Below are 295 nucleotides of genomic sequence, written 5' to 3'. Positions count from 1 at the left end.
GGAAGAACGAGGCCACTCGCAAACGCTGGTCTATCAGTATCTGCCCTCGCGTTATGGAATGAACCCGCGCGATCTTCGCCGCGCCGACGCAATCGAGATCGTTGTAGGCCAGGGCGCTAAGCCCGGCGGCGGCGGCATGCTGCTTGGCCAGAAGATCTCTGACCGTGTTGCCGAAATGCGCACGTTGCCCAAGGGGATCGACCAGCGTTCGGCTTGCCGGCATCCTGACTGGACAGGACCTGACGATCTTGAGATCAAGATTCTCGAGATCCGTGAGATCACCGATTGGGAAAAG

1 protein-coding gene is annotated in these 295 nt (G+C 59.3%); it reads left to right on the top strand.

Annotated features, from left to right (window positions below; translation table 11 throughout):
• The coding region (locus EN861_RS34920) for a glutamate synthase-related protein (protein ID WP_245512186.1) at window positions 1–295 on the top strand (295 nt) is incomplete at both ends.

The organism is Mesorhizobium sp. M8A.F.Ca.ET.218.01.1.1 (genome assembly GCF_004791165.1).
In the GTDB taxonomy this organism is placed as follows: Bacteria; Pseudomonadota; Alphaproteobacteria; order Rhizobiales; family Rhizobiaceae; genus Mesorhizobium.
Note: the sequence above shows the minus strand (reverse complement) of the source record. Positions and strands in the feature narration are given on the sequence as shown.